The organism is Bradyrhizobium sp. SZCCHNR1043, from assembly GCF_032489675.1.
Lineage (GTDB): Bacteria > Pseudomonadota > Alphaproteobacteria > Rhizobiales > Xanthobacteraceae > Bradyrhizobium.
Window position 1 is genome coordinate 107,140 of the sequence record NZ_JAUEYN010000014.1, and the last position, 26,048, is coordinate 133,187.

The 26,048-nt window shown below is 65.3% G+C and carries 22 protein-coding genes; 9 read left to right on the forward strand and 13 right to left on the reverse strand.

Going from position 1 to position 26,048, the window contains the following annotated elements; all coding sequences use genetic code 11:
* Positions 1 to 36: 36 nt before the first annotated feature.
* Complete coding sequence (locus QX039_RS24240; protein WP_315734735.1) at positions 37 to 396, reverse strand: hypothetical protein; 360 nt, start codon at positions 394 to 396, stop codon at positions 37 to 39.
* 860 nt (positions 397 to 1,256) lie between these two features.
* Between QX039_RS24240 and QX039_RS24245 the strand changes: the two genes are divergently transcribed.
* The 6 genes from QX039_RS24245 (at position 1,257) to QX039_RS24270 (ending at position 7,681) form a co-directional block, all read left to right on the forward strand.
* Entirely contained in the window at positions 1,257 to 2,060 is an 804-nt protein-coding gene (locus tag QX039_RS24245) for a crotonase/enoyl-CoA hydratase family protein (protein ID WP_315772634.1), read from the forward strand.
* Between the two features lies 1 nt (position 2,061).
* Complete coding sequence (locus tag QX039_RS24250; protein WP_315734730.1) at positions 2,062 to 3,963, forward strand: feruloyl-CoA synthase; 1,902 nt, start codon at positions 2,062 to 2,064, stop codon at positions 3,961 to 3,963.
* 25 nt (positions 3,964 to 3,988) lie between these two features.
* Positions 3,989 to 4,753 (forward strand): SDR family NAD(P)-dependent oxidoreductase, encoded by a 765-nt coding sequence (locus QX039_RS24255; RefSeq protein ID WP_315734728.1) that lies wholly within the window; start codon positions 3,989 to 3,991, stop codon positions 4,751 to 4,753.
* A gap of 240 nt (positions 4,754 to 4,993) precedes the next feature.
* A complete protein-coding gene (locus QX039_RS24260) occupies positions 4,994 to 5,413 on the forward strand; it encodes a thioesterase family protein (protein WP_315753531.1) in 420 nt (139 codons plus the stop codon).
* Between the two features lie 213 nt (positions 5,414 to 5,626).
* Entirely contained in the window at positions 5,627 to 6,772 is a 1,146-nt protein-coding gene (locus QX039_RS24265) for an ABC transporter substrate-binding protein (protein ID WP_315734724.1), read from the forward strand.
* Positions 6,773 to 6,874: 102 nt separating this feature from the next.
* The gene (locus tag QX039_RS24270) at positions 6,875 to 7,681 is read left to right on the forward strand and encodes a shikimate dehydrogenase (protein WP_315772632.1); all 807 of its coding nucleotides are present in this window, start codon (positions 6,875 to 6,877) and stop codon (positions 7,679 to 7,681) included.
* A 29-nt stretch (positions 7,682 to 7,710) separates the two neighbouring features.
* Here QX039_RS24270 and QX039_RS24275 read toward each other — a convergent pair whose 3' ends face one another.
* Genes QX039_RS24275 through QX039_RS24285 form a run of 3 tightly spaced genes read right to left on the reverse strand, consistent with a single transcriptional unit; the run spans position 7,711 to position 11,246 of the window.
* Complete coding sequence (locus tag QX039_RS24275) at positions 7,711 to 8,436, reverse strand: ABC transporter ATP-binding protein (protein ID WP_315753527.1); 726 nt, start codon at positions 8,434 to 8,436, stop codon at positions 7,711 to 7,713.
* Positions 8,433 to 10,202: a branched-chain amino acid ABC transporter ATP-binding protein/permease gene (locus tag QX039_RS24280; protein ID WP_315772631.1), complete on the reverse strand. Its 1,770-nt coding sequence runs from the start codon at positions 10,200 to 10,202 to the stop codon at positions 8,433 to 8,435. Before QX039_RS24280 ends, QX039_RS24275 begins: the two co-directional genes overlap by 4 nt.
* A gap of 3 nt (positions 10,203 to 10,205) precedes the next feature.
* On the reverse strand, positions 10,206 to 11,246 hold the full coding sequence (locus tag QX039_RS24285) for a branched-chain amino acid ABC transporter permease (RefSeq protein WP_315772629.1): 1,041 nt from the start codon (positions 11,244 to 11,246) through the stop codon (positions 10,206 to 10,208).
* A 197-nt stretch (positions 11,247 to 11,443) separates the two neighbouring features.
* Here QX039_RS24285 and QX039_RS24290 point away from each other — a divergent pair, with 197 nt between their 5' ends.
* Positions 11,444 to 11,950: a MarR family winged helix-turn-helix transcriptional regulator gene (locus QX039_RS24290; RefSeq protein WP_315734713.1), complete on the forward strand. Its 507-nt coding sequence runs from the start codon at positions 11,444 to 11,446 to the stop codon at positions 11,948 to 11,950.
* Positions 11,951 to 11,968: 18 nt separating this feature from the next.
* On the opposite strand, the gene QX039_RS24295 is transcribed toward QX039_RS24290, so the two are convergent.
* From QX039_RS24295 to QX039_RS24335, 9 genes are all read right to left on the reverse strand, one after another.
* Positions 11,969 to 13,249, reverse strand: a complete 1,281-nt coding sequence (locus QX039_RS24295; RefSeq protein ID WP_315772628.1) for a glycerate kinase — start codon at positions 13,247 to 13,249, stop codon at positions 11,969 to 11,971.
* A gap of 28 nt (positions 13,250 to 13,277) precedes the next feature.
* Positions 13,278 to 14,501: an ABC transporter substrate-binding protein gene (locus QX039_RS24300; protein ID WP_315734709.1), complete on the reverse strand. Its 1,224-nt coding sequence runs from the start codon at positions 14,499 to 14,501 to the stop codon at positions 13,278 to 13,280.
* Between the two features lie 249 nt (positions 14,502 to 14,750).
* Entirely contained in the window at positions 14,751 to 15,974 is a 1,224-nt protein-coding gene (locus QX039_RS24305; protein ID WP_315734707.1) for an ABC transporter substrate-binding protein, read from the reverse strand.
* 313 nt (positions 15,975 to 16,287) lie between these two features.
* Complete coding sequence (locus QX039_RS24310) at positions 16,288 to 17,511, reverse strand: ABC transporter substrate-binding protein (RefSeq protein ID WP_315734705.1); 1,224 nt, start codon at positions 17,509 to 17,511, stop codon at positions 16,288 to 16,290.
* A 10-nt stretch (positions 17,512 to 17,521) separates the two neighbouring features.
* Positions 17,522 to 18,538, reverse strand: coding sequence for a branched-chain amino acid ABC transporter permease (locus tag QX039_RS24315; RefSeq protein WP_315734703.1), 1,017 nt, complete (start codon positions 18,536 to 18,538; stop codon positions 17,522 to 17,524).
* 2 nt (positions 18,539 to 18,540) lie between these two features.
* Complete coding sequence (locus QX039_RS24320) at positions 18,541 to 19,419, reverse strand: branched-chain amino acid ABC transporter permease (protein ID WP_315734701.1); 879 nt, start codon at positions 19,417 to 19,419, stop codon at positions 18,541 to 18,543.
* A gap of 13 nt (positions 19,420 to 19,432) precedes the next feature.
* Complete coding sequence (locus QX039_RS24325) at positions 19,433 to 20,146, reverse strand: ABC transporter ATP-binding protein (protein WP_315734699.1); 714 nt, start codon at positions 20,144 to 20,146, stop codon at positions 19,433 to 19,435.
* Positions 20,143 to 20,940 carry an ABC transporter ATP-binding protein gene (locus QX039_RS24330; protein WP_315734696.1) on the reverse strand — a complete coding sequence of 266 codons (798 nt, stop codon included), beginning with the start codon at positions 20,938 to 20,940 and terminating at the stop codon, positions 20,143 to 20,145. Before QX039_RS24330 ends, QX039_RS24325 begins: the two co-directional genes overlap by 4 nt.
* A 66-nt stretch (positions 20,941 to 21,006) precedes the next feature.
* Complete coding sequence (locus QX039_RS24335) at positions 21,007 to 21,891, reverse strand: IclR family transcriptional regulator (protein WP_315734694.1); 885 nt, start codon at positions 21,889 to 21,891, stop codon at positions 21,007 to 21,009.
* 213 nt (positions 21,892 to 22,104) lie between these two features.
* Between QX039_RS24335 and QX039_RS24340 the strand changes: the two genes are divergently transcribed.
* Complete coding sequence (locus QX039_RS24340) at positions 22,105 to 24,198, forward strand: 3-hydroxyacyl-CoA dehydrogenase NAD-binding domain-containing protein (RefSeq protein ID WP_315734692.1); 2,094 nt, start codon at positions 22,105 to 22,107, stop codon at positions 24,196 to 24,198.
* A gap of 178 nt (positions 24,199 to 24,376) precedes the next feature.
* Positions 24,377 to 26,041, forward strand: a complete 1,665-nt coding sequence (gene pimA / locus QX039_RS24345; RefSeq protein ID WP_315734691.1) for a dicarboxylate--CoA ligase PimA — start codon at positions 24,377 to 24,379, stop codon at positions 26,039 to 26,041.
* Positions 26,042 to 26,048: the final 7 nt, after the last annotated feature.

The following is a 26,048-nucleotide window of genomic DNA, read 5'->3' on the forward strand; positions in this document are numbered from 1 at the left end:
ATGTGAAGGCAACGATGTCCAGGCGAGACGAAATGCTTAGTCCTCGTCGTCCCAATCCGAAGCCCTGCGGTAGCCGTGGTCGCAATTGCGATCGCGGTGAGCCGGCACGTAACTGTAGCCCTCGTCGCCGTAGCCGTCATACGCCGCATCGCGATAGTGGGAGCGGTATTGGTAGTGGGGCCGGTATTGGTATTGGGAGCGGTAGACCGGCGCAGGCTCATACGCTTGCGCTTCCGACGCCAGCGCGCCGCCGATGAGAGCTCCGACGAGCAGGCCGCCGATCAGCGCCCCATTGCGTCCGTCGTGCGCCTGGGCTGGCGCCGAACCGGCGAACAGGGTTGCGGTCACGGCGAGAGCGGCGATGCCGCCTGCGAGAGATGTCTTCAGCGAAACCATGGTCCCCTCCATTGGGAAGTGTGGTGACGTTCTACATGGCGCGCTTTGAAGCCGTGCTGAATGCGACGTTGTCGGCCGTTCATCTGCGAAGCCGCCAGCCTTTGCGGGCCGGAGCGCCCCTTGCGAGCATCAGCAGCCGTTTGGCGTTGGATGACGATGGGACGTCGCCACGGAGAGCGAAGCACTGTCTGGCGATGCCATACGGCGCTTCAGGAAGTCAGAAAAATACTTGCGCATTTCCGAAAAACGTGATTGTATCACCCCATCCCGTCCCAAGCCGAGGGGCGTTGCGCGCGATCGTCACGACACGCGGGGCGGGGAGCGGTGGCCGCGATGATGCCGCAGCGTGTCTTCGGATGCGTGGACGAACGGCATGGCGCGGACGCGAAGTCGTGTGGTCCTGACCTCCCGGTGCCGAGGTCAAGCGCGCGACGAGGGCGTTGCCCTCGCGCGGGCGACGGGGTCAAGTCAGCCGGTCCCCGGGGAGAGCACGAAGCAAGCGTGAGAACCATCGCGCAGGGAAGGCCGGGTGAGTCCGGCTGCACCTGTGGTACCTGCCGCCTGCATTTTTTTTCGCAGGCGGGCCGCAGGCGTCAGTCGGCGCCTGGCCTTCCCTGCGCCCTCTGCACAAGAGGGGGATGACCATCAGCAAGCCCCGGGCGTGATTCCGCCGCGGGAATGCCGCATCATGTCATTTGCCTTTGCACCGACCCGCCTTACGATGAGCCGCGCACCGCATCGGATAGTTCATGCCGGCGCCACTCATTTTGCATCGCACAACACGATGTTCGGCGCCGCTTATTGACTCCCGTCGAGATCGTTATAAAACATAACTATTCTGAACAGGACACAATCAAGCGATGGGAAACGCCGACACCGCCACGCCAGCGGGCGATCCGTCTCTGCTGCAGATCGAGCAGCAGGGCGCCGTCCTGACGATCGGGCTCAACCGCCCGGCCAAGCGCAATGCGCTGAATGACGGCATCATCCTCGCCATCGGCGATTGCTTCACCAGCCTGCCTGAAGACGTCCGCTGCGTCGTGATCCACGGCATCGGCGACAATTTCTCCTCCGGCCTCGATCTCTCCGAATTGCGCGAGCGCGACGCGACCGAGGGCCTGGTGCATTCGCAGATGTGGCATCGCGTGTTCGACCGCATCCAGTACTGCCGCGTGCCGGTGATCGCCGCGCTGAAGGGCGCCGTCATCGGCGGCGGCCTCGAGCTCGCCTGCGCCGCGCATATCCGTGTCGCCGAGCCGTCGGCCTACTTCGCGCTGCCCGAAGGCCAGCGCGGCATCTTCGTCGGCGGCGGCGGCTCGGTGCGGCTGCCGCGCCTGATCGGCGTCGCCCGCATGATGGACATGATGCTGACCGGCCGGGTCTATTCGGCCACCGAAGGCTCGTCCTACGGCTTCGCACAATATCTCGTCGAGGCCGGTGCCTCGATGACCAAGGCGATGGAGCTGGCGGCGAAGATCGCGAACAACGCGCCGCTGACGAATTTCGCGGTGCTGCAGGCGCTGCCGATGATCGCCGAGGCCAATCCGCAGACCGGCCTGCTGATGGAATCGCTGATGGCCACCGTCGCGCAGAGCGACAAGGAGGCCAAAAATCGCATCCGCGCCTTCCTCGATCACAAGACCGCAAAAGTGAAGCCGACGTGACATGACCGCACAAACAATAACAAGCACACAGGGAGGAACGGACAACACGGCGCGCACCGCCAGTGTTCATCCGTTGCGCGCGATCTCGTTCAACGACCCGGCCGTCACGGTCGACCGCCGCGACGACGGCACCATCTATCTCCGGCCGAAGCAGCCGCTCGGCGACTATCCGCAGCGGATCACCGACCGGCTGCATCACTTCGCCAAAGCCACGCCTGAGCGCGTGTTCATGGCCGAGCGCGTCGGGCCCGAGGGCTGGCGCGAGCTGACCTATGCCACACTGCTGGCGGCGAGCCGGCACATCGCGTCGGGGCTGCTCGCGCGCGGGCTGTCGCCGGACCGGCCGGTCATGATCCTGTCGGGCAATTCGATCGACCATGCGCTGGTCGCGTTCGGCGCGCTCTATGCCGGCGTCCCGTTCTGCCCGGTGTCGCCAGCCTATTCGCTGGTGTCACGCGACTATGGCAAGCTCGCTTATCTGATGAAGCTGCTGACGCCGGGCCTCGTCTTCGTCGACGACGCCGACAAGTTCGCCGACGCGCTCGTCGCCAACGTGCCCGAGGGCACCGAGATCGTGGCGTCGTTCGGCTCGGTGCCGGGCCGCAAGATCACGATGCTCGCCGATCTGATCGCATCGCCGCTGTTCGGAGGCCTCGATGCCGCCCACGACAAGATCGGCCCGGACACGATCGCGAAGTTCCTGCTGACCTCGGGCTCGACCGGCAACCCGAAGGCCGTGATCAACACCCAGCGCATGATCTGCGCCAACCAGGTGATGATCCGCGAGACGCTGGCGTTCCTGAAGGACGAGCCGCCCGTCATCATCGACTGGCTGCCCTGGAATCACACCTTCGGCGGCAACCACAACATCGGGCTGACGCTGTTCAATGGCGGCTCGATGTATCTCGACCAGGGCAAGCCGGTGCCGGGCGGGATCGAGGAGACCGTGCGAAACCTGCGCGAGATCTCGCCGACGGTCTATTTCAACGTCCCCAAGGGCTACGAGTCGCTGCTGCCCTATTTCCGCGAGGACGCGGCGTTGCGGAAGTCCTTCTTCCAGCGGCTGCATGCGATGTTCTTCTCCGGCGCCGCGCTGGCGCCGCATGTCTGGAACGAGCTCGACGAGCTCTCGGTGGCCGAGACCGGCACTCGCGTGCCGATGCTGACGGGCCTCGGCTCGACCGAGACCGCACCGTTCTTCATGTCGGTCAATCCACGCACCAGCCGCTCCGGCCATGTCGGCCTGCCGGTGTCGGGCAACGAGGCCAAGCTCGTGCCCAACAACGGCAAGATGGAGGTGCGGGCCAAGGGGCCGAACGTGACGCCGGGCTATTGGCGCCTGCCTGAGGTCTCGGCCGCGGCCTTCGATGACGAAGGCTACTACAAGATGGGCGACGCGCTGAAGCCCGTCGATCCCGACGACTTCAATGCCGGCTTCGACTTCGACGGCCGTGTCGCCGAGGACTTCAAGCTGGCGTCCGGCACCTGGGTCTCGGTCGGCCCGTTGCGGGCGCGCTTCGTCGCGGCCTGCGCGCCGCTGGCGCGCGACGTGATCATTGCCGGCATCAACCGCGACGAGATCGCGGCCATCGTCGTGCTCGATCCCGACGGCTGCCGGCTGATCAATGCGACCTTGCCGTTCGACGATCTCGCCGCCACGGCGGCCGATCCGCTGATCATCGAGGCCTTCCGTGAGCGCTTCGCAAAATTCCTGCAGACCGCGACCGGCTCGTCGACGCGCATCACGCGCGCCGTCCTGCTCGGCGTGCCGCTGTCGATCGACAAGGGCGAGGTCACCGACAAGGGATCGATCAACCAGCGCGCCGTGCTGGAGCACCGCAAGGACCTGATCGAACGCATCTACGCCGCGACGCCGGACGACGACATCATCATCGCCGGCTGATCGACGCATCCAAGGGAGAAACGACATGTTGTTGAAGGATCAGGCCGCCATCGTCACCGGCGGCGCTTCCGGCCTCGGGGCCGCCACCGCCCGCAAGCTCGCTGCCCAGGGCGCCAAGGTCGCCGTGTTCGATCTCAATGCCAAGCTGGCCGAGGAGGTCGCCGCCGAGATCAAGGGCGTGGCCGTGGTTTGCGACGTTTCCGATGCCGCCGGCGCGGAAGCCGCCGTCGCCAAGGCGGTCGAGGCGCTCGGCCAGCAGCCGCGCGTGCTGGTGAACTGCGCCGGCATCGGCGTCGCCAAGCGCGTCGTCGGCCGCGACGGTCCGATGCCGCTGGCCGATTTCGAGAAGGTCATCAAGGTCAACCTGATCGGCTCGTTCAACATGCTGCGTCTGGTCACCAACGGCATGACCAAGCTGGAGCCGCAGGCGACCGGCGAGCGTGGTGTCGTCATCAACACCGCCTCGGTCGCGGCCTATGACGGCCAGATCGGACAGTCCGCCTATTCGGCCTCGAAGGGCGGCATTGTCGGCATGACCCTGCCGATCGCGCGTGAGCTCGCACAGTTCGGCATCCGCGTGCTGACCATTGCGCCCGGCCTATTCCTGACGCCGCTGCTCGCCAACCTGCCGCAGGAGGCCCAGGACTCGCTCGCCGCCGCGATCCCGTTCCCTCGCCGCCTCGGTCACGCCGATGAGTTCGCCGCACTTGCGCTGCATATGGTCGAGAACGCCTATCTGAACGGCGAGGTCGTCCGCCTCGACGGCTCGCTGCGCATGGCGCCGAAGTGATTTTCCGTCATTGCGAGCAGCGTAGCGACGACGTATCCGCCGCAGCCCATCGGGCGAAGGCGGAAGCAATCCAGAGTCCCGACCCGGCCCTGGATTGCTTCGCTTCGCTCGCAATGACGGAGAGAGCCGTAGGGTGGGCAAAGCGCAGCGTGCCCACCGGCCCGGAAAATGGTGGGCACGGCGCGTCGCGCCTTTGCCCACCCTACCGACCGTTGTTGTTGGCGTAGCGAGGCTTAATCGATGTTCGTTCACCGCCGCGACGTGCAGATCCAGTGGGGCGACTGCGATCCCGCCAACATCGTCTACTATCCGCGCTATTTCGCGATGTTCGACGATGCGACCTCTGTCATGTTCGAGGCGGCCGGGTTTTCCAAGCAGGACATCGTCCGCCGCTACGGCCTGGTCGGGATCCCCATGGTCGACACCCGCGCCAAGTTCTACATCCCCTCCACCTATGGCGACTGGATCACGATCGAGAGCCGGATCGAGAGCATCAAGCGCTCCTCGTTCGACGTCACCCACAAGGTGTTCAAGGGCGAGGCGCTGGCGCTCGAGGGGTTCGAGACCCGGGTGCTGGTCGGGCGCGATCCGGTTGACCCGGACAAGCTGAAATCGGCGCCTTTTCCAGAGGAGATGCGGGCCAAGTTTCTCGAGGGCTGACGCGCGGCATTGGGTGCGACATGCGGCCGTCTTAAGGATGAATCGTCGTCGTGCTTTGGTCGACTGGTGAGAGGTGATCTTCTCGTGTTCAATGCTATGATCACGTTTGGATACGCATCGGCCGGCCGAGATGGAAGACGCCCCTGTCGGGGCGGGACTGCAAACAGGATCGGCGGATCACGAGCTGAACCGAAAAGATTGAGGGAGGATTTTATGAGGAAGGCCTATCTGGCGGCGGCTGGCGTCATCGCGATGCTGGCATCAGCGCCGGCGCTGGCGCAGACCAGCGAGATCACCATCGGCATCACCACGACCACGACGGGGCCGGGCGCGGCGCTCGGCATCCCCGAGCGCAATGCGCTCGAGTTCGTGCCGAAGGAGATCGGCGGCGTGCCGCTCAAGGTGATCGTGCTCGACGACGGCGGCGATCCGACCACGGCGACGACGAATGCGCGGCGCTTCGTGACGGAGTCGAAAGCCGACATCATCATGGGCTCGGCGCTGACGCCGCCGACCATCGCGGTCTCCAACGTCGCCAATGAAGCCGGCATTCCGCATTTCGGCCTGGCGCCGTTCCCGGTCACGCCCGAGCGCACCAAATGGTCGGTGGTGATGCCGCAGCCGGTGCCGATCATGGGCAAGGTGCTGTACGAGCACATGAAGGCGCACAACATCAAGACCGTCGGCTACATCGGCTATTCCGACTCCTACGGCGATCTCTGGTTCAACGATCTGAAGAACCAGGCGGTGCCGATGGGCATCACGATTGCCGATGAGGAGCGGTTCGCGCGTCCCGATACTTCGGTCACCGGCCAGGTGCTGAAGCTGGTTGCCGCCAATCCGGACGCCATCCTGGTCGGCGCCTCCGGCACCGCCGCGGCGCTGCCGCAGACCGAGCTGCGCGAGCGTGGCTACACCGGCCTGATCTATCAGACCCATGGCGCCGCGAGCATGGACTTCATCCGCATCGCCGGCAAGGCGGCGGAGGGTGTGATCATGGCGTCCGGTCCGGTGATGTCGCCGGAGACGCAGGACGACAGCGCGCTCACCAAGAAGCCGGGCATGGAGCTCAACAAGGCCTATGAGGGCAAATATGGCCCGAACAGCCGCAGCCAGTTCGCCGGCCACTCGTTCGACGCGTTCGAGATCCTCAAGCGCGTGATTCCGGTGGCGCTGAAGACCGCCAAGCCCGGCACGCCGGAGTTCCGCGAGGCCATCCGCCAGGCGCTGCTGACCGAGAAGGACCTGGCGGCCTCGCAGGGCGTCTACAACTTCACCGAAAAGGACCGCTCCGGCCTCGACGACCGCGCCCGCATCATCCTGACCGTGAAGGACGGAAAATACGTCCCGGCGAAGTGAGCTTGCGGGGATCATAGCTTCGATCAGGAAAGGCCGGCTCGGTGAGCCGGCCTTTCGGCCATCAGGACCATGACTTTTAGAGTTTTTGCCGGAAAGCCCGCCATGATCCCTGCGCCCACTGGAGCCACCCGGCTGCACATCATCATCGGCGATCCGATCGCTCAGGTGCGCGCGCCGGCCGGCGTCAGCCAGGCCTTTGCCGATCGCGGCAGCGATGCGATCCTGGTCGCGGTGCAAGTCGCGCCGGCTGATCTCGCCGACTTTCTGGCGACGATGACCCGCGTGAAGAATCTCGACGGCATCGTCGCGACCATTCCGCACAAATTCGCCTGCTATCGCGCCTGTGCAACCGCGACCGAGCGCGCGCGTTTCATCGGCGCCGTCAATCTGATGCGCCGCAGCCCGGACGGCGGCTGGCATGGCGACATGGTCGACGGTCTCGGCTTTGTCGGTGCTGCGAGGGCAAAAGGCTTCGAGCCCGCCGGTGTGCGCGCGCTGCAGGTCGGCGCGGGTGGTGCCGGCTCGGCGATTGCCCTTGCATTGATCGATTCGGGCGTGCGCGAACTCGCCATTCACGACAGCGACCCAGGTCGTCGTGACGCGCTGATCGCGCGCCTCAATGAACGGGGTAGGGGCCGCGCGCTCGTCGGCAGCACCGATGCCGGTGGCTTCGACATGGTCGCGAATGCGACGCCTGCGGGCATGCAGCCCGGCGATCCCTTGCCCGTCGATATCGCGACGATCAACTCGTCAGCCTATTGCGGCTGTGTCATCACCCGGCCTGAGGTCTCGCCCTTCATCGCCGCTGCGCGCCAGCGCGGCTGCCTGACGGCGACCGGCACCGACATGTACCGGGCGCTGGAGCGCGTGATGGTCGACTTTCTCTTGTCGAAGGAGGCGCCATCCTGAGACAGCGTCGTCCTATCGAAATATCCCGCTCAGCTCGCGGCCGTCTCGGCAAAGCCGAGATAGCTCGCCGCCACCCGCTCGTCGGTGGCGATCTCGCTGGCCTTGCCGTTGAGCACGAACTCGCCGAGCTCCATCACATAGGCGCGGTCGGCGACCTGCAGCGCGGCCTTGGCGTTCTGCTCGACCAGCAGCACCGAGACGCCTTCCTGGCGCAGCTTGGCGACGATCTCGAAGATGCCGGCGACGATGATCGGCGCGAGGCCGAGGCTCGGCTCGTCCAGCATCAGCATCTTCGGCGCACCCATCAAGGCACGGCCCATCGCCAGCATCTGCTGCTCGCCGCCGGAGAGCGTGCCGGCGAGCTGCTTGCGCCGTTCCTTCAGCTTCGGAAACAGCGTGTAGACGTGCTCGAAGCCGCGTGCGGCGTGCGCCTTCGACATTCTGAAAGCGCCGAGCTGCAGATTATCCTCGACGTTCATGGTGGCGAACAGCTCGCGATGCTCCGGCACCAGGCACAGACCGCGCGCGACGCGGTCCTCGATCTCCAGCCGGGCCATGTCCTCGCCGAGGAACGCGACGCGGCCCTTCAGCGGAAACACGCCCATGATGGCACTGAGCAGCGTGGTCTTGCCGGCGCCGTTGGCGCCGATGATGGTGACGATCTCGTTCTCGGCGACGGTGAGCGAGACCGAGCGGACCGCCTCGACCTTGCCATAGGAGACATGGGCGTCGGTGACTTCCAGCAGCGTGCTCATGCGGTGGCTCCGAGATACGCCTTGATGACCTCGGGATTGGTCTTGATCGCGGCTGGTGTGCCCTCGGCGATCTTGGTGCCGAAATCGAGCACCACGATGCGGTCGGCGAGGTCCATGACAAATCCCATGTCGTGTTCGACCAGCAGCACCGACATGCCGCCGGCGCGGAGGTCGCGCAGCAGCGCGCCGAGGCGCTGCTTCTCCATGTGGCGCAGGCCCGCGGCCGGTTCGTCGAGCAAGAGCAGCATCGGATCGACGCACAGCGCGCGGGCGATCTCGACGATGCGCTGCTGGCCCAACGACAACGAGCCGGCGAGCTGGTGCATCTGGTCGCCGAGCCCGACGCGCTCGATCTGGCGCGCGGCCTCGGCGAGCAGCTTGGCTTCGTCGCCGCGGTCGAGCCGGAACATGCTGGAGAGCGCGCCGGAGTGACCGCGCAGATGCGCGCCGATCGCGACGTTCTCCAGCACCGTCATGTCCGGCACCAGCTTGACGTGCTGGAAGGTGCGGGAAATGCCGAGCTTGACGACGTCCTGCGGCGGGGCGTTGCCGACGGCCTTGCCGAGCACCGCGATGTTGCCGGAGGTCGGCGGCAGCACGCCGGTGATCAGGTTGAAGGTCGTGCTCTTGCCGGCGCCGTTGGGACCGATCAGCGCCACGATTTCGCGGGCCTGGACGTCGAACGAGACGTTGTTGACCGCGACCACGCCGCCGAACTGTTTTCGCGCGTTGTCGACCTGGAGCAGTACGTTTGGAGTCGTCGCAGATCGCTCCCGCGCCGGCAGCTTGACCGACGTGTCCGGCTGCTTGGCAACAGGCTTGAACGGCAGCCGCGCCGTCAGCCACGGCCACAGGCCGGTCGGCGCAAGCTGGAGAAGCGTGACGAGGAGGATGCCGAACACGATGGTCTCGAGCTGGCCCTCGCCATGCAGCAGCAGCGGGAGGTAGCTCTGCAGCACCTCCTTCAGGATCACGACGATCGCCGCGCCGAGCACGCCGCCCCAGACATAGCCGGCGCCGCCGACGACGGCCACGAACAGATATTCGATGCCGGCCTGGGCGCCGAACGGCGTCGGGTTCACCGCGCGGGTGAAGTGCGCATAGAGCCAGCCCGAGAGGCCGGCCAGGACGGCCGCGTAGATGAACACCAGGAGCTTGGCGCGGGGCGCGTAGACGCCGAACGCTTCCGCTGCGATGTGACCCCGGCGCAGCGCGCGGATGGCACGGCCGGTGCGGGAGTCCAGCAGGTTCATCGTCAGCAGCGCGGAGATCAGCACGGCAGCCCAGATCGCGAAATAGATCGTGCCGGGATCGAGCATCTTGAGGCTGCCGATCGACAGCGGCGGGATGCCGGAAATGCCGTCATTGCGGCCGAGGAAGGCGAGCTTGCTGAACAGGTAGTACAGGCCAAGGCCCCAGGCGAGCGTGCCGAGCGGCAGATAGTGGCCGGACAGCCTGACCGTGACGAGGCCGAGCAGCACTGCGGCGAGGCCGGAGACCAGCAGCGACAGCGGCAAGGTCAGCCAGGGCGAGATGCCATACTGCGCCGACAGCACGGCGGTCGTGTAGGCGCCGAAGCCGACGAAGGCCGCCTGGCCGAACGAGGTCAGACCGCCAACGCCGGTCAGCAGCACCAGCCCCATCGCGACCAGCGCCGACAGGCCGATATTGTCGAGCAGCACGATCCAGAATGGCGGCATGCCCGGGATGAACGGAATCGCCGCGACGAGGACGGCAAAGACGATGAGAGGCCAACGCTCGCGCACGGCTCAATCCTTCTCTTCTTCGACCGCGGGCGCGGCGAGCGAACGCAGCAGCAGAACCGGGATCAGCAGCGTGAAGACGATCACTTCCTTGAAGTTCGAGGCATAGAACGAGGAGAATGCCTCGACGATGCCGACCACCAGCGCGGCGACCGCAGTCAGCGGATAGCTGATCAGGCCGCCGATGATCGCGGCGATGAAGCCTTTGAGGCCGATCAGGAAGCCGGTGTCGTAATAGAGCGTCGTGATCGGGACGATCAGGATGCCCGAGAGCGCGCCGATGGTGGAGGCCAGCAGGAACGCGATCTGGCCCGAGAGCGTGGTGCGGATGCCGACGAGGCGGGCGCCGAGCCGGTTCACGGCGGTGGCGCGCAGCGCCTTGCCGTAAAGGGTCAGGCCGAAGAACAGCCAGAGGCCGACGATGAAGGCGATGGTGATGCCGTAGACCGCCATGCCCTGGCCGGTGAAGCGCAGCGAGCCGAGCGTCGCCGTGGCATTGAGCAGGGTCGGGCCACGTTGGCCCTCGGCGCCGAAGAACAGCAGGCCGAGGCCCTGCAGCGCCAGATGCACGCCGACCGAGGCGATCAGCAGCACCAGCACCGAGGTGTGGGCGAGCGGCTGGAACACGATCCGATACAACGACAGGCCGATGCTGGCGACGATCAGCAGCGACAGCACCAGGCTGACGCCGGCCGGCATGCGCTGATCGGCGGCCCACATCGTGGCGAGCATGACGACCACCGGGAAGGCGACGTTGAGGCCGAAGGTGCGAAGGATCTTCGGCATGTGCAGCGTCTTGCGCATCGCATAGAGGTCGAAGGCAAAGGCCACCAGGCCGATCACGACGGCAAGCTTCGCGGTCCCCGGCGTGCGGCCGGCCGCGAGCGAGGCATAGGTGAGGGCGCCGTAGGTGACGAATTCGCCCTGCGGGATCAGGATCACCCGGGTGACGGCAAACACCAGCACGAGCGCCAGCCCGAGCAGCGCGTAGATCGCGCCGTTGGTAATGCCGTCCTGCAACAGGAACAGCAAGATCGTTGTGTTCAAGACAGGACGCTCCCCCTCTGTGGTGACCGGGCGCGGCCGGCGCCCTGCGCCATCCACCGGTCTTGGGCAGTTGAATTCGGCTGCCCGTGTTTGATATAGTGGATAACAATTATCGATTATAATCTCAAGGCCGCTGTTCCGGCTGCGGCATTCGGGACCGGGGATGGAAGCCACTGTGATGAATTCGGCGGATCGTGATGGCCGATAGCGCCAAGCCCGTCGGCAAGAGGGAAGGCCGGAAGGAAGCTGCCGTAGCCGTCGAGGAGACGCAAGCGGTCCAGCTCGGCGAGCTGTCGGATCTGCTTGGCTATGTGCTGAAACGGGCGCAGTTGAAGGTGTTCGAGGACTTCCTGCGCTGCGTCGCGCCGCTGCAATTGACGCCGGCCCAGTTCTCGGTGCTGCTGCTGCTCGACGCCAATCCGGGCCGGAACCAGACCGAGATCGCCAACACCCTGGGCATCCTGCGGCCCAACTTCGTGTCCTTGCTGGACAGCCTCGAGAGCCGCGACCTGTGTGCGCGGGTGCGTTCGGCCAACGACCGGCGCTCGCACATCCTGATGCTGACCGAGAAGGGCCGCGCCGTGCTGGCACGCGCCAAGAAGCTGGTGGTGTCGAAGCACGAGGCGCGGCTCAACGAGCTGCTCGGACCGGATGGGCGCGAGGCGCTGCTGGCGATGCTGACCAAGATCGCGGAGGAGTTCTGAAGGACGCAGTCGCGCCCCTCAATCGACCAGGATGACCCTGACGTCGTTGACGTTGGTGAGCGTCGGTCCCGTCTGCAGCAGGCCGCCGGTCGCGGCAAAGAACGCGGTGGCGTCGTTGTTGGCGAGATAGGCCTGCGGATCGAGCCTCTGGCTTCGCATCGCAGCAATGACATCGGCATCGACCAGCGCGCCGGCCGGATCGGAGGCGCTGCCGCCGCCGCCATCGGCGCCGTCGGTGTCGCCGGCCAGCGCCGCGACGCCGTCCATGTCCTGGAGGAGGTCGGCGAGCGCCAGTGCATATTCCTGGTTCGGCCCGCCGCGGCCCTGGCCGCGCACCGTCACGGTGAGCTCGCCACCGGAGATGATCGCCATGCGGCGGCCGAGCGCGCGGGCCTCCCGCGCCAGCTTGGCGTGATCGGTCGCGACCTCGCGCGCCTCGCCCTCGAGGTCGGCGCCGAGATCGAGCACGTCGTAGCCCGCGGCCTTGACACTGGCCACGGCGGCTTTGAGCGAGCTCGCGGGACGCGCGATCAGCTCGAACGAGGCGCGGGCAAAGGCGGCATCGCCGGGCTTGCAGCTCTCGTTGGCGTCATCATCGAGCGCCCGGGCGATGGCCGGGTCGACCTCGAGCTTGTACTTCGCAACGATCGCGCGGGCATCGGCCAGCGTGGTCGGATCCGGCACCGTCGGCCCCGATGCGATGGCCGAGGGATCATCATGCGGCACGTCCGAGATTGCGAGCGTGACGATCTCGGCCTTCTGCCCGGCCCTTGCGAGCCGGCCGCCCTTGATGCGCGACAGATGCTTGCGGACGGTGTTCATCTCGCCGATCGGCGCGCCCGAGCGCAGCAGCGCATGGGTCAGCTGCTGCTTCTGCGCGAAGCTCACGCCATGGGCCGGCGCAATCCAGTTGGCGGAGCCACCGCCGGAGATCAGCACCAGCATCAGGTCGTCGGCTTCGGCCGTCGCCGCCAGCTGCAATGTGTCGTCTGCCGCTTTCAGCCCGGCCTCGTCCGGCATCGGGTGGCCGGCTTCGATCACCTTGACCCGCCGGGTCGGCACGCCATGACCGTGACGGGTGGTCGCAATTCCGGTCAGCCTCGCCGGATCGAACCCGAGCGTGTCCAGGTAATGCCGCTCGGCGGCCACCGCCATGGCCGCGGCGCCCTTGCCTGCGGCGAGGCAGATGATCCGCCCCCGGGGTGCCACCGGCAGATGCGCCGGAAGCACCACGTTGGGATGCGCCGCGGCGACCGCGGCATCGAAAATGGCGCGCAACAGCGGACGGCGGCCGGTCATGCGGCGCCGCCCGTCTGACGTGCAAAGCCTATTTGAGCTCGCCGCTCATCACGTCGCCGAACAGCTGCCAGCGCTCGCCCTTGAACTGCATCAGCTGCAGCTGCTCGATCGGCTGGAAATCGTCGGGACCCGTGGTCAGCGTGATGCCGGGCAGCAGCCCGCCTTGCGCAAACTGCTTCAGGCTTGCCGCCTGCTTCATGACATTTGCGCGGGTCAGTTCGTCGCCGCATCGCTTCAGCACCTCGACCATCGTGGTGGCGATGTTGTAGCCGGTCAGCGCCGACGAATCCACGGGGTTGATTTCCGGCAGATATTTGGCGAGCAGCTCCCTGAACGCGCCGAGGCCCGGGTCGTTGGCCCATTGCGGATCGGACGCGTCCTTGGCATAGGCCGCCGAGATCACCCCTTGCGAGTTCTCGACGCCGGCCGGCCGCATCACGGCCGCGGTGGAGGCACTGACGTTCGAGATGATGGTCAGCGGCTTCCAGTTCATCTCGCCGAGCTTCTTGATCGCCTGCGCTCCGGACTTCGGCGTGGTGAACAGCACGACGATGTCGGGGTTGGCCGACTTCATCTTGACGATGTGCGATTCAACCGTGGGTTCGGCGATCTCGTAGCTCTCTTCCAGCACCAGGCGCGACGCATCACCGAGCCCGTCCTTGAGGCCCTTCAGGTAGTCCTTGCCCATGTCGTCGTTCTGGTAGAGCACGGCGATCTTGCCGGCGGGCTGCTGCGCGGTGAGATACTTCGCGTAGATGCGCGCCTCGGACTGGTAGCTCGGCAGCCAGCCCATGGTCCATGGAAATGTCTTGGGCTCATTCCACTTGGTGGCGCCGGTCGCGACGAACAGCTGCGGCACCTTCTTGGAGTTGAGATATTTCTGGATCGCCGTATTGGGCGCGGTTCCGAGCACGCCGAACAGGAACAGCACCTCGTCGCTCTCGACGAGCTTGCGCGCCTGCTCGACCGTCTTCGGCGGCGAATAGGCGTCGTCATAGGAGATGAAGTTGATCTTGCGGCCGTTGATGCCGCCGTCGTCATTGACCTTCTTGAACACGGCCGTCATCGCCTTGCCGACCGAGCCATAGGCCGACGCCGGGCCGCTATAGGGCACGATATTGCCGATCTTGATCTCGGTGTCGCTCGCGCCGGTGTCGTATTTCTTGTCGGCATGGGCGCTGCCGGCAACTGCGCCGGCCAGGGCGAGACCGAGCATGCTGGAGACGGTGCGGCGGGTGAGGGCAGTGGTCACGTGGGGACTCCTTCTCGGCCCTGGAGCTTGGCCTTGTTGTTGGATCCGCCCGCAACGCGGGCGACTCGTTTCACTCCGGACGAGTCCCCATAGCGCAGCCGCGCGCTCGGCGTAACCGCCGCCGCTGCATGACCGCCTCTCTTTCAACTCCTAGCTTAAGAAATTCTTGGCAAAGACAGCAAAGATGCTTGGAGAGAGCGCCGCCTGCGGCGGGAGGCCGCAGGAGGCGGTTTCAACTGCGTTCCGTCGTTAGCCGCCGACGTCGGCGGAGATCACGTCGCCGAACAGCTCCCACTTCTCGCCCTTGAAGCGCATCAGCTGCAACTGGCTGACGGGTGCGAAGTCGGTCGCCGAGGTGTTGATCGTGATGCCAGGCAGCAGCATCTCGGTGCGGAAGTTGCGCAGGGATGCGGCCTGCTTCATGACGTTCTCGCGGGTGAGGTTGTCGCCGCACTGCTTCAGCACTTGGACCAGCGTCTGCGCGACGCTGTAGCCGACGACCGTTCCGCCGTCGAGCTTGTCGCCATCGGGAAAATCCTTGGACATGAAGTCGAGGAATTGCTTCATCCCGGCATCGTCCTTCCATTGCGGATCGGAGACGTCCTTCAGATAGGCCGCCGAGATGATGTCCTGCGAATTCTCATAGCCAGCCGGCTTCAGGACGCTGCCGACGGAGGCGGAGACGTTGTTGAGGATATGCAGCGTCTTCCAGTCGATCTCCTTGACCTTCTTGATTGCCTGCGCCGCAAATTTCGGCGTGGTGATGTTCACGAATACGTCGGCGCCCGTGGACTTGAGTTTGACAATGTGATTGTCGATCGAGGGTTCGGCGGTCTCGTAGCTCTCCTCCATGACGATCATTGAGGCGGCCTTGGCGCCAAGCCCGTCCTTCAGCCCTTTCAGATAGTCCTTGCCGTAATCATCGTTCTGATACAGCACAGCGATCTTGGCGTCCGGCTTTTCCTTCAGCAGATATTTTGCGTAGATTCGGGATTCGCTCTGGTAGTTGGGCTGCCAGCCCATGGTCCAGGGGAAATCCTTCGGGTCGTTCCACTTGGTGGCGCCGGTGGCGACGAACAGCTGCGGGACCTTCTTCGAGTTCATGTATTTGTGGATTGCCGAGTTCGGCGGCGTGCCCAGCGAATTGAAGATGAACAGCACCTCATCGCTCTCGACCAGCTTGCGTGCCTGTTCGACCGTCTTTGGCGGCGAATAGGCGTCGTCATAAGAGATGAAGTTGATCTTGCGACCGTTGATGCCTCCCTCGGCGTTGATCTTCTTGAAGTAGGCCGCTTCCGTCTTGCCGATGATGCCGTAGGCCGAGGCCGGCCCGCTATAGGGCATGATGTTGCCGATCTTGATCTCGGCGTCGGAGGCGCCGGTGTCGTACTTCTTGTCGGCGGCGATTGCGGAGCTCGAGGCGAGGACGATGGCGGCGGCCGAGGCGAGGGCGGCCCTTCGCGTGATCATCATGGTGCGTTTCTCCCGTGTTGGTTTGGTTGACGTGTCGCGGCCGCCTTGATGGAGGCTCTTGTTACGCCCGGAACTATAGCAGAGCTGCACCGGGGTGGTTGCGACATCACGGCACGGTCCGTGTTTTCGCGGTGCCTGGGCGGTCCATGTCATGTGCAACTGCGAGAGATCGGCGCAATCTCCGCGAGTGAGTGCTCTGCAAGAACAGCCTGAGATAAATGGCTCGATGCCGATCCAGATATGAAAAAGCCCTCCGCGCCGATAGCGCGGCGGGCCAGTGGAGATCGGCACCGCTTTCTGCGGCGATGCGCGATTACTCGATGGCGCCGCTGATCGCCTCGCCGAACAGCTCCCACTTCTCGCCTTTGAACCGCATCATCTGCAATTGCTCGATCGGCGCGAAGTCGGTGGCCGAGGTGTTGATCTTGACGCCCGGCAGCAGCGTGTCGGGCGCGAAGTCCTTCAGGCTCGCGGCCTGCTTCATCACATTGGCGCGGGTGAGGTCGTCACCGCACATCTGCAGCACCTTCACCAGCGTCTGCGCGGCGCCGTAGCCATAGACCGTCGAGCTGTCGAGCTTGTTGGCGTCGGGATAATGCTGCGCGAGGAAGTCGAAGAACTTCTTCATGCCGGGATCATCGTTCCACTGCGGATCCGCAGCATCCTTGGCATAGGCGGCCGAAAGAATCCCTTGCGAGTTCTCGAAGCCGGCCGGCTTGATCACGCTGCCGACGGAGGCCGACACGTTGACGACGAGATGGGTCGGATGCCAGTCGATCTCGGCGAGCTTCTTGATCGCCTGTGCAGCGAATTTGGGCGTCGTGACGCTAAAGAACACGTCGGCGCCCGAGGCCTTGAGCTTGACGATGTGGCCGTCGATCGAGGGCTCTGAGGTCTCGTAGCTCTCTTCCATGACGATCATGGACGCGGCCTTGTCGCCCAGGCCGTCCTTGAGGCCCTTGAGATAGTCCTTGCCGAAATCGTCGTTCTGGAACAGCACCCCGATCTTGGCGCCGGGCTTGTCCTTGAGCAGGTACTTCGCATAGATGCGGCCCTCGCTCTGGTAGCTCGGCTGCCAGCCCATGGTCCAGGGGAAGTTCTTCGGGTCGTTCCACTTGGTGGCGCCGGTGGCGACGAACAGTTGCGGGATCTTCTTGCCGTTGAGATATTTCTGGATCGCCGAGTTCGAGGGCGTGCCGAGCGGGTTGAAGACGAACAGGACCTCATCGCTCTCGACCAGCTTGCGCACCTGCTCGACCGCCTTGGGCGGCGAGTACGCGTCGTCATAGCTGACGAAGTTGATCTTGCGGCCGTTGATGCCGCCCTCGGCATTGATCTTCTTGAAATACGCCTCCTCGGTCTTTCCGATCACGCCGTAGGCGGACGCCGGCCCGCTATAAGGCATGATGTTGCCGATCTTGATCTCGGTGTCGGAGGCGCCGGTGTCGTATTTCTTCTGGGCGAATGCTCCGCCCGAGGTGAGGGCGATGACCGCCGTCGCGAGCGCGGCGATTCGTAGTTGTTGAATGAGCTGCAAGAGTTCCTCCTTAGTTCTTTCTGAGTTTGCCGAGCAGCTGCTGCGCCACCATCGCCACTTGCCGCGAGCCGTGCGGTACGAGGAAGATGACGAGGAACAGCAGCACGCCGAACACCGCGCCGGACAGGCCCTTCGAAATGCTTTCGGCGATATTGGGGACGAAGATGATGAAGGCGGCGCCGACGAACGAGCCGGGCAGCCAGCCGACGCCGCCGACCACCATGCCGAGGAACAGCGATATCGCGAGCACGATCGTGTAGCTGTCGGGCGCCACGAACTGCACCGCGATGGCGCCGAGACCGCCGGCGACGCCGGTGATGCCGGCGCTGACGCCGAACGCCAGCGTCTTGTAGGTCGCGACGTCGATGCCCATGGCGGAGGCCGCGATCTCGTTGTCGCGGATCGCCATGAAGGCGCGGCCGGAGCGCGAGCGCAGCAAGTTGACCGAGAACACGTAGATCGCGATCGTGATCGCCAGCGTGAAGTAATACAGCCACATGTCCTGCGACATCGGCAGGCCGAACGGCGCGTCCGGCTTGGTGACGACGAGGCCCTGCACGCCGCCGGTCCATTGCTCGAAGAAGCCGAGCTTGAGGATCTGCGGCATGGCGGTGGCGAGCGCGAACGTGGCGAGCGCGAGATAGACGCCTGACAGCCGCAGCGCCGGCTGGCCGAACAGGAAGCCGAAGCCGAAGCAGATGACGCCGGCGACCGGCAGGGTCAGCGCGTAGTTGACGTTGTACTGCTCCATCAGGATCGCCGAAGTATAGGCGCCGACGGCATAAAACGCGCTGTTGCCGAGCGAGAACTGGCCGGAGCCGCCGGTCAGGATGTTCAGCGCCAGCACGGCTAGCCCGTAGATCAGGAGCATCGTCATCTGGAAGATGATGAAGTTCTTGACGAACAGCGGCGCCACCAGGAGCAGCAGCACGATCACGAAGGCCGTACCGGAGCTCAAGGTCATGGCCCGCTTCGGAATGGCCTCGACCGCGGGCGCCTGGGATGAGATGTCCTCGATTGCGCTCATGATCAGACTCGCTTCACGATGTTGCGGCCGAACAGGCCGGCGGGCTTGATGACCAGGACGGAGATGATGAGGGCCAGCGCGATCGGCAGCTTCATCTCGTTGCCGACATGCGGGATGTAGGTTCCGGCGAGATTCTCGAAGATGCCGACCAGGAAGCCGCCGAGCACCGCGCCGAACGGGCTGGTGAGGCCGCCGAGCACGGCCGCGGCGAACCCGTAGATCAGGACGCCGCCCATCATGTTGGGCTCGAGGAAGACCACCGGCGCGATCAGCATGCCGGCGATCGAGCCGATCGCCGCCGCCATGCCCCAGCCGAGCGCGATCATCCAGGACGTGTTGATGCCGACCAGCCGCGCCGACTCGGGCACCGCCGCCGCCGCGCGCATCGCAAGCCCGACCCTGGTGTACTGGAAGAAGAAGTACAGGCCGATCAGCAGCAGCAAGGTGATGCCGATCATGCCGGCCTGATGCGTCGAGATCAGCTGGCTGCCCAGGAACGGCGACGATCCGAACGGTGTCGGATACTGCTTGATGGTGAAGTCCCAGGTCAGTCCGGCAAAGGAGTTGATGATCGAGTACAGCGCGATGAAGCCCGCGACCTGGGTCAGGATCGGCGCCTTGGTGAGCGGCTTGAACAGCACGCGCTCGATCGCGATGCCGCCGGCAAAGGAGAAGGCCAGCGTCACCACGAAGGCAACCCAGTAGGGCAGGCCCCATTGCATCAGCTGCCAGGAGATGAAGGTCGAAAACATCGCCATCTCGCCTTGCGCGAAGTTGAGATGGTCGATCGCCTGGTAGATCATCACGACCGCGAGCGCCATGCAGGCGTAGATCGCACCCGTCGCAATGCCGGCCAGGACCTGGTTGGTGAACAGCTCCATTGTCCCGCCTCCGTTAGTAGCCCAGATAGGATTTGCGGACGTTCTCGTCGTTCGCGATGTCCGAGGCGACACCCGACATGACGATGCGGCCGGTCTCGATCACATAGGCCTGGTCGGCGAGCTCCAGCGCGAGCTGCGCGTTCTGCTCGACGACGAGGATCGATACCTTTTCCTCGCGGTTGATCTTGCCGAGGATGCCGAAGAGGTCGCGGACCACCAGCGGCGCGAGGCCGAACGACGGCTCGTCGAGCAGCATCAACCTGGGACGCAGCATCAACGCCCGCGCCACCGCCAGCATCTGCTGCTCGCCGCCGGACAGGGTGCCGGCCTGCTGGGTGTGGCGCTCCTTCAGCTTCGGGAAGTAGGTATACATCCGCTCGATGTCGGCAACGATGCCGGCCTTGTCGCTGCGCGTGATGGCGCCGAGCTGCAGGTTTTCTTCCACCGTCATGTTGGTGAAGGTGCCGCGGCCCTGCGGCACATGGGCAATGCCGAAGCGCACGATGCTCTCGGTCGATTTGTTGTTGAGCGGCTTGCCCTCGAACTCGATCGCGCCGGTCGAGCGCACCATGTTGCAGATGGCGCGCAGGGTGGTGGTCTTGCCCGCGCCGTTGGCGCCGAGCAGGGTCGTCAGCGAGCCTTCGTTGAGGGAGAAGGAGAGGCCGTGCAGGGCCTGGACCTGGCCGTAATAGGCGCGCAGGTCCTTGACGTTGAGCAGCGGCGTCATTGATCCTTGCTCCCGAGATAGGCCTTGATGACGTCGGGATCGGCCTGCACCTGGGCGGGCGTGCCCTCGGCGAGCTTGCGGCCGAAATTCAGCGCCACGACGTGGTCGGCGATCGACATCACCAGTCCCATGTGATGCTCGACCAGCAGCACGGTCACCTTGCGGTCGTCGCGGATGCGCCGGATCAGATCGCCCAGCACATGGACCTCCTCGTGATTGAGGCCGCCGGCGGGCTCGTCGAGCAGCAGGATCTTCGGGTCGGCGGCGAGCGCGCGCGCCAGCTCGACGCGCTTCTGGGTGCCGAACGGCAGCCCGGACACGGTCTTGTGCGCGACCTCCTCGAGGTCGAGATAGGCGAGAATCTCGTGAACCTTGGTGTTGACGGAATTCTCGCTGCGCCGGACCCAGGCCAGACGCAGCGAATCCGAGATGATGTCGCTGGAGGTGCGCGCGTGGGTGCCGACGCGGACGTTGTCGAGCACGGAGAGATTGGGAAACAGCGCGACGTTCTGGAAGGTGCGGCCGATGCCGATCTCGGCGATGCGGTGCGGCGGTCGCTTCAGGATGCTGCGGCCTTCCATCAGGATGTCGCCGGAGCTCGGCTGATAGAGGCGGCTGAGGCAGTTGAACAGGGTGGTCTTGCCGGCGCCGTTCGGGCCGATGAGGCCGAGGATCTGGCCCTGGCGCATGTCGAACGAGACGCCGTTCAGCGCCACGATGCCGCCGAACACGACGCTGACGTCGCGGACGGCGAGCAGCGGATCGTTGGTCTGGGCGAGTTGTGCCTGCGTCATCTCGTCTCGCCCCTCCCGAATTCGTTCAGGTCAGGACGCGGCGCCAGCCGACCGCGATGATGCAGGCTATCTGATACCCTCGGCAACACGGGCAACTTTTCCTCCTGGCTTCGGCTTCTTATTGAGTTCTTTGTTTGATGGGCTGCTTGTTTGATTAGTTGACAGCGCGAGGCCGCCGAGCGCCGCTTCGATGTTTCTTACCATCGCGACGAGACGAGGTCCAATGTCGGTCCGCAAACGCTCTTCCGTGAAGCGGAATGCCGGTGCTCCGCAATTCACGGCGTAGGGACCGGTTCCGTCGTTCAGCCGCAACGCGACGCCGACCGCATGAACGTCGTCCTGCCATTCGCCGGCCGAGATCGTGAAGCCATATTTCGCGACGGTCTCGCCGGCGCGTTCGATGCCGTCGCGGATCTTCGGCCAACGGCTGCCATAATGCTCGCGCATCTCCCGCATCAACGCGGCGCGGTCCTCGTCCGGCAGCGCCCAGATGTAGGCGCGGCCCATTGCTGTCGTTGCAATCGGAATGCGCGATCCGACGTCGAGTTGAACGTTGACGACGCCGTGACGGCTCTGGCCGAAATAGATCATGCTGAGCCGGTCGCGGCCGCCGATCGCGACCGCGCCGCCGGTCTCGCGCATCAGCTGCTCGCGGAATGGCTCGGAAAGATGGCGGATGCCGAGGTTGGCGAGCGCGGCATAGCCCAGCGCCAGCGCCGATGGCGCCAACTGGTATTTCTCGAAGCGCGGCACCGGGGTGAGATAGCCGAGCTTGGTGAGCGTGTAAGTCAGGCGCGAGACCGTGGCCTTCGGCAGGTTGGTGCGCGCGGCGATTTCCTGATTGCCCAGCAGGCCGTCATTCGGCCGGAATGCCCGCAGCACGTCCAGGCCGCGCGCCAGCGCGACGACGAAGCTCCGATCGGTCGCTGGTTTCTTCCCTGGGCGTTTCATGTCATCGGCTGTTGATTGATGAGCCTCGTTGACAACGCTCGTGCTTCAAAATAACCCTGGATGTCAAGATGTGGAATTAGATTTCGCACTGCGGAATTGACGTTCAGCAGCGGGTAGACGCAAGCAAGGCTGATACTCTGCGCAAATGAAAAGCCAAGAATTGGCCGGCACGTTAACCGGCCGCAAAGAAACGACATCCCAAGGAGCTTACGCGTGAGCGAAGTGGCAAAGCTTGATCGTCATGACATCATCGGCATCGTCACCATCGACAGTCCGCCCGTCAATGCGCTGAGTGCCGCAGTGCGCGGCGGCATCCTGGACAACGTCAAGGCGGCGATCGCCGATCCCGCGATCAAGGCGATCGTGCTCACCTGCGGCGGGCGCACGTTCATCGCCGGCGCCGATATCACCGAATTCGGCAAGCCGCCGAAGCCGCCGGCGCTCAACGACGTCTTGAGCACGATCGAGAACAGCCCCAAGCCGGTGATTGCCGCCATTCATGGAACGGCCCTGGGCGGTGGTCTCGAAGTGGCGCTCGCCTGTCATTATCGTGTCGCCACCAAGGAGGCGAAGCTCGGCCTGCCCGAGGTGAAGCTCGGCCTGCTGCCGGGCGCGGGCGGCACCCAGCGCCTGCCGCGCGCCGTAGGCCCCGAACTCGCGGTCAAGATGATCGTCGGCGGCGATCCGATCGGTGCGGCGGAGGCGCACAAGGCGGGCCTGATCGAGGAGATCGTCGAGGGGCCGGCATCGGGCGGCGAGGCCTTCGCGCGCAAGGTGGTGGCGGAGAACCGTCCGCTGCGCAAGTTGCGTGACGACGATTCCAAACTGGCGGCCGCCAAGGCCGATCGCTCGATCTTCACCAGTGCAGTGGCGGCGATCACCAGGAAGTCGCGCGGCCTCGAGGCGCCGTTCGCGGCCGCCGACGCGGTCGGCTACGCGATCGACCTGCCGTTCGACGAGGGCCTGAAGAAGGAGCGCGAAGGCTTCCTCAAGCTCCTCACCAGCGATCAGTCCAAGGCGCAGCGCTACGCGTTCTTCGCCGAGCGCGAGGCGGCCAAGATCGCCGGCGTGCCGGAGGGCACCAAGGGCCGCAAGGTCGAGCGTGTCGCCATCATCGGCGCCGGCACCATGGGCGGCGGCATCGCGATGTCGTTCGCCAATGCCGGCATCCCGGTCACGCTGATCGAGACCGCCGAGGAACAGCTCAAGCGCGGCATGGGCATCATGCAGAAGAACTGGGAGGCGACCGCCGCGCGGGGCGGCATCCCGGCCGATGCGCCGGCCAAGCGCATGGCGCTGATTGATGGCAAGGTCGGACTCGAGAACGTCAAGGATGCCGATCTCGTGATCGAGGCGGTGTTCGAGACCATGGCCGTCAAGAAGGAAGTGTTCGGCAAGCTCGATCAATACGCCAAGCCCGGCGCCGTGCTCGCCTCGAACACGTCCTATCTGAACATCGACGCCATCGCCGCAGAGACCAGCCGCCCGCAGGACGTGCTCGGCATGCACTTCTTCTCACCCGCCAACGTGATGAAGCTGTGCGAGATCGTGCGCGCGGAGAAAACCGCGCCGGACGCGCTCGTCACGGCAGTATCGATCGCGCGCAAGATCGCCAAGGTGCCGGCGGTGGTCGGTGTCTGCGACGGCTTCGTCGGCAACCGCATGCTGGCGCAGCGCGGCAAGCAGGCCGAGAAGCTGTTGTTCGAAGGCGCGCTGCCGCAGCAGGTCGACGCCGTCGTCACCAAGTTCGGCATGCCGATGGGCCCGTTCGCGATGGGCGATCTCGCCGGCCTCGACATCGGCTGGCGCTCGCGCAAGGACCGCGGCATCAAGAGCGAGATCGCGGACGCGCTGTGCGAGGCCGGCCGCTTCGGCCAGAAGACCGGCAAGGGCTATTACAAATACGAGGCCGGCTCGCGTGCGCCGCTGCCGGATCCCGATGTCGAGAAGCTGATCGACGAGACACTCGCCAAGCTCGGCCTCAGGCGGCGCGCGGTCAGCGACGAGGAGATCCTCGAGCGCATGATGTATCCGATGATCAACGAGGGCGCGAAGATCCTCGCCGAGGGCATCGCCGCGCGGCCGTCGGATATCGATGTCGTCTGGCTCTATGGCTATGGCTGGCCGATCTATCGCGGCGGGCCGATGTACTGGGCCGACAGCGTCGGTCTGAAGCACATCGCCGAGCGGCTGGCCTACTACGCCAAGGAGACCAATGACCCGTCGCTGGAGCCGGCGCCGCTTTTGAAGAAGCTCGCCGACGAAGGCAAGACCTTCGCGTCGCTGGCACAGGGGAAGGCCGCTTGAGGCTTCGCTCTAGCTCCGCGCTCAACTGCGCCCCCCTCCCCCTTGCGGGGAGGGGGCGGGGGTGGGGGTCCACAACGGCGGTCTCGCCTGGGGCCACCCCCCTCCCTGGCCCTCCCCCACAAGGGGGGAGGGAACGGAGAGAGCGGGGCCGCCTTACGGCAAGAAATACAGAGTCCTCATGACCCATCCCGGCGAACAATACTATCCACAAGGCGTCCGCTGGGACGCGCCGATCGCGCGCGGCACCTTGCCGGACCTGTTGGCGCAGGCGGTGAGCGAGTTCGGCGATCGCGACGCGCTCGAATTCCGCGACCGCCCCATCACATTCAAGCAGCTCGAAGCGCTTGCCAACCAGGCCGCCGCGGCCTTCCTGCGTGCGGGCTTTGGCAAGGGTGCCTCGATCGCGCTGTTCCTCGGCAACACGCCGGATCATCCGATCAACTTCTTCGGCGCGCTCAAGGCCGGCGCCCGCGTGGTGCACCTGTCGCCGCTCGATGGCGAGATCGCGCTGTCGCACAAGCTCAGCGATTCCGGCGCGCGCATCCTGGTGACGTCGAACCTCAGCGCGCTGCTGCCGACGGCGTTGAAGTTCCTGGAGAAGGGCCTGCTCGATCGGCTGATCGTCTGCGAGGACGACCATTGGGGCAAGGTCGGCACGCCGCAAACGCCGCTGCCGGACAACCCTGCGGTCGTCACGCACCGCGCCTTCGTCGATGGCGCGGTGGTGCCCGCGAAATGGCCGGCCATCTCGCCCGACGACATCGCCCTGCTGCAATATACCGGCGGCACCACCGGCCTGCCCAAGGGCGCGATGCTGACGCATGGCAATCTCACCTCGGCGGTGTCGATCGCCGCAATCTGGGGGCGCGCGACGCGCGCGAACGGCAATGGTTCCGACCGGGTGATCTGCGTCTTGCCGCTGTTCCACATCTATGCGCTGACGGTGGTGCTGCTGACCTCGCTGCGCCTCGGCAGCCTGATCTCGCTGCACCAGCGCTTCGATCTCGACGCCGTGATGCGCGACATCGAGGTCAAGCGCGCGACCTATTTCCCGGGCGTGCCGACGATGTGGATCGCGATCGCCAACCTGCCCGACCTCGACACGCGCGATCTGTCGTCGCTGACCAGCGTCGGCTCCGGCGGCGCGCCGCTTCCGGTCGAGGTCGCGCGCATCCTCGAGCGCCGCGTCGGCATGAAGCTGAAGAGCGGCTGGGGCATGACCGAGACCTGCTCGCCCGGCACCGCCCACCCCAAGGGCGGCCCGGACAAGCCGGGCTCGATCGGGATCACGCTGCCCGGCATCGAGATGGACGTCGTGTCGCTCGAGGATCCCTCAAAGGTGCTTGGCGTGAACGAGGTCGGCGAGATCCGGATCAAGGGGCCAAACGTCACCAAGGGCTATTGGAACCGGCCGGAGGAAACGGCGCAGTCGTTCGTCGGCGATCATTTCCTGACTGGCGACATCGGCTATGTCGACGCCGACGGTTTCTACTTCCTGGTCGACCGCAAGAAGGACATGATCATCTCCGGCGGCTTCAACGTCTATCCGCAGATGATCGAGCAGGCGATCTACACCCATCCGGCGGTGCAGGAGGTCATCGTGATCGGCATTCCCGACGCCTATCGCGGCGAGGCCGCCAAGGCCTTCATCAAGCTGCGCGACGGCGCAGCACCGTTCCCGGTCGAGGATCTCCGCGCCTTCCTCACCGGCAAACTCGGCAAGCACGAGCTGCCGGCGGCGGTCGAGTTTGTCGACGAGCTGCCGCGCACGCCGGTCGGCAAGCTGTCGCGTCACGAACTGCGCCAGCAGCAATCACCCACGTCTCACAGCAAACATCAGTAACAACAAC

Coding starts and splice junctions, on each gene's coding strand:
- QX039_RS24240 (WP_315734735.1), bottom strand. CDS start 396: ATGGTTTCGCTGAAGACATCTCTCGCAGGCGGCATCGCCGCTCTCGCC.
- QX039_RS24245 (WP_315772634.1), top strand. CDS start 1,257: ATGGGAAACGCCGACACCGCCACGCCAGCGGGCGATCCGTCTCTGCTG.
- QX039_RS24250 (WP_315734730.1), top strand. CDS start 2,062: ATGACCGCACAAACAATAACAAGCACACAGGGAGGAACGGACAACACG.
- QX039_RS24255 (WP_315734728.1), top strand. CDS start 3,989: ATGTTGTTGAAGGATCAGGCCGCCATCGTCACCGGCGGCGCTTCCGGC.
- QX039_RS24260 (WP_315753531.1), top strand. CDS start 4,994: ATGTTCGTTCACCGCCGCGACGTGCAGATCCAGTGGGGCGACTGCGAT.
- QX039_RS24265 (WP_315734724.1), top strand. CDS start 5,627: ATGAGGAAGGCCTATCTGGCGGCGGCTGGCGTCATCGCGATGCTGGCA.
- QX039_RS24270 (WP_315772632.1), top strand. CDS start 6,875: ATGATCCCTGCGCCCACTGGAGCCACCCGGCTGCACATCATCATCGGC.
- QX039_RS24275 (WP_315753527.1), bottom strand. CDS start 8,436: ATGAGCACGCTGCTGGAAGTCACCGACGCCCATGTCTCCTATGGCAAG.
- QX039_RS24290 (WP_315734713.1), top strand. CDS start 11,444: ATGGCCGATAGCGCCAAGCCCGTCGGCAAGAGGGAAGGCCGGAAGGAA.
- QX039_RS24295 (WP_315772628.1), bottom strand. CDS start 13,249: ATGACCGGCCGCCGTCCGCTGTTGCGCGCCATTTTCGATGCCGCGGTC.
- QX039_RS24305 (WP_315734707.1), bottom strand. CDS start 15,974: ATGATGATCACGCGAAGGGCCGCCCTCGCCTCGGCCGCCGCCATCGTC.
- QX039_RS24315 (WP_315734703.1), bottom strand. CDS start 18,538: ATGAGCGCAATCGAGGACATCTCATCCCAGGCGCCCGCGGTCGAGGCC.
- QX039_RS24320 (WP_315734701.1), bottom strand. CDS start 19,419: ATGGAGCTGTTCACCAACCAGGTCCTGGCCGGCATTGCGACGGGTGCG.
- QX039_RS24325 (WP_315734699.1), bottom strand. CDS start 20,146: ATGACGCCGCTGCTCAACGTCAAGGACCTGCGCGCCTATTACGGCCAG.
- QX039_RS24330 (WP_315734696.1), bottom strand. CDS start 20,940: ATGACGCAGGCACAACTCGCCCAGACCAACGATCCGCTGCTCGCCGTC.
- QX039_RS24335 (WP_315734694.1), bottom strand. CDS start 21,891: ATGAAACGCCCAGGGAAGAAACCAGCGACCGATCGGAGCTTCGTCGTC.
- pimA (WP_315734691.1), top strand. CDS start 24,377: ATGACCCATCCCGGCGAACAATACTATCCACAAGGCGTCCGCTGGGAC.